Annotated in this window: 6 protein-coding genes; 2 read left to right on the forward strand and 4 right to left on the reverse strand. The window is 52.7% G+C overall.

Features of this window, described 5'->3' with window-relative positions; genetic code table 11:
• Nucleotides 1-483 (forward strand): (Fe-S)-binding protein (locus GXX82_09485; protein NLT23266.1); only part of this gene is annotated, 483 nt, incomplete at its 5' end.
• An 87-nt stretch (nt 484-570) separates the two neighbouring features.
• Here GXX82_09485 and GXX82_09490 read toward each other — a convergent pair.
• Nucleotides 571-744: a 4Fe-4S binding protein gene (locus GXX82_09490; protein ID NLT23267.1), complete on the reverse strand. Its 174-nt coding sequence runs from the start codon at nt 742-744 to the stop codon at nt 571-573.
• A gap of 131 nt (nt 745-875) precedes the next feature.
• Between GXX82_09490 and GXX82_09495 the strand changes: the two genes are divergently transcribed.
• On the forward strand, nt 876-1,550 hold the full coding sequence (locus GXX82_09495) for a hypothetical protein (GenBank protein NLT23268.1): 675 nt from the start codon (nt 876-878) through the stop codon (nt 1,548-1,550).
• A 133-nt stretch (nt 1,551-1,683) separates the two neighbouring features.
• On the opposite strand, the gene GXX82_09500 is transcribed toward GXX82_09495, so the two are convergent.
• From GXX82_09500 to lptG, 3 genes are read right to left on the reverse strand one after another with little or no spacing between them, the layout of a single operon-like run.
• Nucleotides 1,684-2,409, reverse strand: coding sequence for a prolyl oligopeptidase family serine peptidase (locus GXX82_09500; GenBank protein ID NLT23269.1), 726 nt, complete (start codon nt 2,407-2,409; stop codon nt 1,684-1,686).
• Nucleotides 2,406-2,885 carry a ribonuclease H-like domain-containing protein gene (locus GXX82_09505; protein ID NLT23270.1) on the reverse strand — a complete coding sequence of 160 codons (480 nt, stop codon included), beginning with the start codon at nt 2,883-2,885 and terminating at the stop codon, nt 2,406-2,408. Before GXX82_09505 ends, GXX82_09500 begins: the two co-directional genes overlap by 4 nt.
• Before the next feature lie 42 nt (nt 2,886-2,927).
• Nucleotides 2,928-4,007: an LPS export ABC transporter permease LptG gene (lptG, locus tag GXX82_09510; protein NLT23271.1), complete on the reverse strand. Its 1,080-nt coding sequence runs from the start codon at nt 4,005-4,007 to the stop codon at nt 2,928-2,930.
• Between the last annotated feature and the right edge of the window lie 37 nt (nt 4,008-4,044).

The following is a 4,044-nucleotide window of genomic DNA, read 5'->3' on the forward strand; positions in this document are numbered from 1 at the left end:
ACCTGTCCTCACTGCTACACCACGATCAAGAAGGAATACGCGCAGATCGGCGGCAACTTCGAGGTCTACCATCAGGCGGAATTCATCAACAAGCTGATGAGCGAAGGCAAGCTCAAACTGAATCCCGCCCTCGAAGGAAAGGTGACGCTCCACGATCCGTGTTATCTCGGCCGGGTCAACGGCATCTTCGACCAGCCCCGCAACGTCCTCGGAAAGGTCAGCAAGGGTGCCTACGAGGAGATGCGCAGGAACCACAACCAGAGCTTCTGCTGTGGCGGCGGCGGCGGCCGGATATGGATGGAAGAGCATCACAAGAGGATAAACCATGCCAGGATCGACGAGGCCATAGCGATCGAGGCCAATACCGTCGTGACGGCATGTCCATACTGCCTTATCATGATGGAAGACGCCATCAAGGACAAGGAAAAGATCGAGACCATGAAGGCCATGGACCTTTCGGAAGTGGTGGTAAAGGGTCTGTAAGAGAGAAGAAGGTAAGGAAGGAATACGATAAAAGGATGGGGTGGCGACACCCCATCCTTTTATAATTTGCGTGTCAGGTCAGCCGGTTTACTCTTCCAAAGTGATAGCTTCTACGGGACATTCTTCTGTACAGGCGCCGCATTCGGTGCACAGTTCAGGGTCAACTTTTGCCGTGTCATCAACGGTGATAGCATCGGCGGGGCAGATCTCGGCACAGGCTCCGCACCCTGTGCAGGCATCTTGATCAACTTTTGCAGGCATGTATACTCCCTCCTTTCAATTTTTACAATTTCCTAAACGAATCAATGATGAATGTCAACAAAAAAATGGGAACCCGAATTTCCGTTGACATGGCGGAGCACTTTGCATAATATGTTCCCATGCAGGAAATCATGAAGTTTTTTCAGGACATGTTCCTGGATCTTTTCGACAATTTTCAGGAGGTCTTTCTCAGTATCATCGTCATGGTCATCGTGATGATCCTGGGGTTCATCATAAGCTGGTTCATCAAGAAGCTCCTTGGCAAGCTGCTTGTCCTTTTCAGGTTTGACAGGTGGGCGCAGGACGCGGGGATGATCACCTTTCTCGAAAAGGGCGGCATCAGGAGTCCGCCTTCCCTTATCCTGAGCAAGATCGTTTACTGGATCTTCATCGTCCTTTTCCTGTCCTTCGGGCTTAACTACATGGGGATCACGCAGTTCTCCGAGTATGCTTCCAGGATCTCCTCGGCCCTTCCCAACATCATAGTATCGCTGGTCATTCTCATCATCGGCATCATATTCAGCAATTTCCTCGGCAGGATCATCTATCTCACCTGCGAGAATGCCAGGATCAAGTATGCCGACTTCATCGCCAAAGGGGTAAGGATCCTCCTCATTGTCATCACCTTCGGAATAGTCTTCGAATACATAGGCCTCGGAAACACCATCGTGACGGTCAGTTTTCTCATAGTTTTCGGTGGTATCGTCCTCACCATGTCTCTCGCGCTGGGTATCGGCCTCTCCAACGTCCTCGGCGACCTGATCCGCGACAGGGTCAAACTGAAGAACGACAAACATAAAGAATAGAGACGCGGACGGGCATACGGGTCGGCTCTTCGCGCCTACGGGCTGACGCGGCAAGGAGAAGAAAGAGAACTATATCCTTTCCTCGTATGCTCGTATACCCGTTTTTCGCGGAGCGAAAGACTCGTGTGCGTCTTTACTTTTCTCCGTCCGAGATGAGGTATCTTCTGAACCAGTTGAGGGCGAGGGTGATGGCCTTGTTCCTGTGGGCTTCCGCCGAGAAGATGTGGTCGCCGCCCTTGATCACCTCAATGGCCTTGGGTTTGCCCAGACGTTTGTAGATCGCTTTTCCTTCAGCGCAGGGGACGACCTCGTCGGCCTCTCCGTGAATGACGAGGGCCCGGCACACCTTCCTGGCCTCTCCCAGCACGTCGTATGACTGGAAATCCGTGAATATCGTTTCCTTGAAGACGATGTCGGAGATGGTGCTCTCGTCCTTGTTCTCCAGCAGGTGGGGGGTGGCCCAGAGGGACACGCACCGGATCCGCTCATCACGGGCCGCTTTGAGAAGTGCCGTGGAGCCGCCGAAGCTGCTTCCTATGATGCCTATCCTTGCGGGGTCCACGGAAGGGTGGGAAAGCACATGGTCGACAATGGCGCTCAGGTTGTCGAGTCGTATGGTCAGGGTTGTCTCCTCTATGTTCCCACCGCTCTCCCCGCAACCATGGTAGTCGAACCTGCAGGAGGCTATTCCCGCCTCCGAGAGCCGTTCGGAAAGCGTTATGTATTTCGAGCTCTCCTTCGAACTCACCAGTCCATGGGAAAGGACGGCGCAGGGGAATCTCTTTCTGGACCGGGGGATGATCATGATGCCGCTTATCCGGTTGTACCGTGAGTCGATCTCAAAAGGTTGCTCTATCATAGCGCGCCGCCTCCGAGTTGATCGATGATCTCCTCGAGCCGCGTCAGGTTGACGACATCTTCCTTGTTATATTCAAGGAGCAACTTCAGGGCCTCCCGGTTCCCGTGTCTCTTGTACTTTTCCCAGAGCCACATGGCCTGGTACCCGTTTACGCCTTCCGTCTTGCGTTCGATGCCGAACATCTTTTCGAGCTGCTTGAGCCCGCCCTTGATGCCGAGCTTCTTCTTGTCCTTGAAGAGATCCCGGGAGATGAAATTGGATTGAAGGTCGATGTTAAGGCATTTTTTCATCTGCGGGAGATCGAAGAGGTCCCCGTTGAAGGTGACGATGGTCTTTACGTTTGAAAGCTCCCGCTCGATGGTCTCAGGCGAGATGCCGTCGCCGTACCACTGGAGAAAACCGTTGTTCTCGACCAAAAGGCCGATAACGCAGATGTTCCCCCTTCTGTCCGTCTCAATATCCAGATATGCTCGCAAAACAAAACTCCTTTCCTGTAGCCAAAGACGCGCAAAATGGGCCTATGTCCTCAATGTGACGATACCTATGACACCGGAGGCGATAAAAAGCAAGTTGGAGAACCATGCCGAGAAAAGAGGAGGAAATATCTCCGAGTAACCGAGTGACAGGGATACAGAGTGAAAGAACCAGTACAGGGCGCCCACCAGGATGCCTGAGAATATGCCCTTGGAGACATGCTTGGTCTTCGCGTATCTCAAGCCAACCGAGAAGGCGGCAAAGACCATGATAAGGTTGATGAAGGGAAAGGCGACCTTGTTGTAGAGGTCCACGAGGTACCGCCTCACGTCGTGTCCGTCCTCCCTGAGGCGGGAAATGTAGCGTGAGAGCTCCCTGTAGCTCATCTCCTCCGGGTCTCTTTCCGCGATCTTGAAAACGGAAGGCTGCTCGGTGATGATATTGCTCACCCTGGCATACTCACGCTTGGTGATATAGCCGTTCTTCTCGAATGTCCTGACGGCGACGCCCGTGAAATGCCAGGTGCCGTCCTTCCAGATGCCTTGCTGGGCGTCCGTCCTCTTGACGACGGCAAAGTTGTTCCCCAGTTCCAGGACGGTGAGCCCCTTGATGATATCCTTCTTCGTATCAAAATAATCTATGTTGCAGATCCTGTTGTCTCTTTTGAACCATATCCTGTCGTTCTTGATGAAGACGTGGGATTCCTCGCCCCTGATCTTGACCTGGTATATGTAATTGGAGGCGTTCGCGGAAAGCGGTACTATCCATTCGGCGAGGAGAAAGGAGAGCAGTATCAGCACGAGGGAAAAACCCAGGAAGGGCTTCATGAGCGACAGCGTGCTGATCCCCGATGTCCGCGCCACGATCATTTCGTTGCCCCGTATCATGAGTATGAGCACTATCAGCATGGACACCAAAAAAGCGAGGGGAAGGATGAGATTGAAGTAATAGGGAAGGAGGAGCACTATGTAGAGCACGACCATCGCGAAGGCATGCATCGATTCGGTGAAGCGGTCCGTATGCTGAAAGAATTCGATGACAAGGAACATGCTGACCCCCGCCATCTGGGCGATGAGCAGATACTTGATAGCGCTGGAAAGGAGATATCTATTTAACCTTTTCAAGACAGTAGACCCACAGGTATTTCAGCCTTTGTGATAT

Source organism: Syntrophorhabdus sp., assembly GCA_012719415.1.
Classification (GTDB): Bacteria; Desulfobacterota; Syntrophorhabdia; order Syntrophorhabdales; family Syntrophorhabdaceae; genus Delta-02.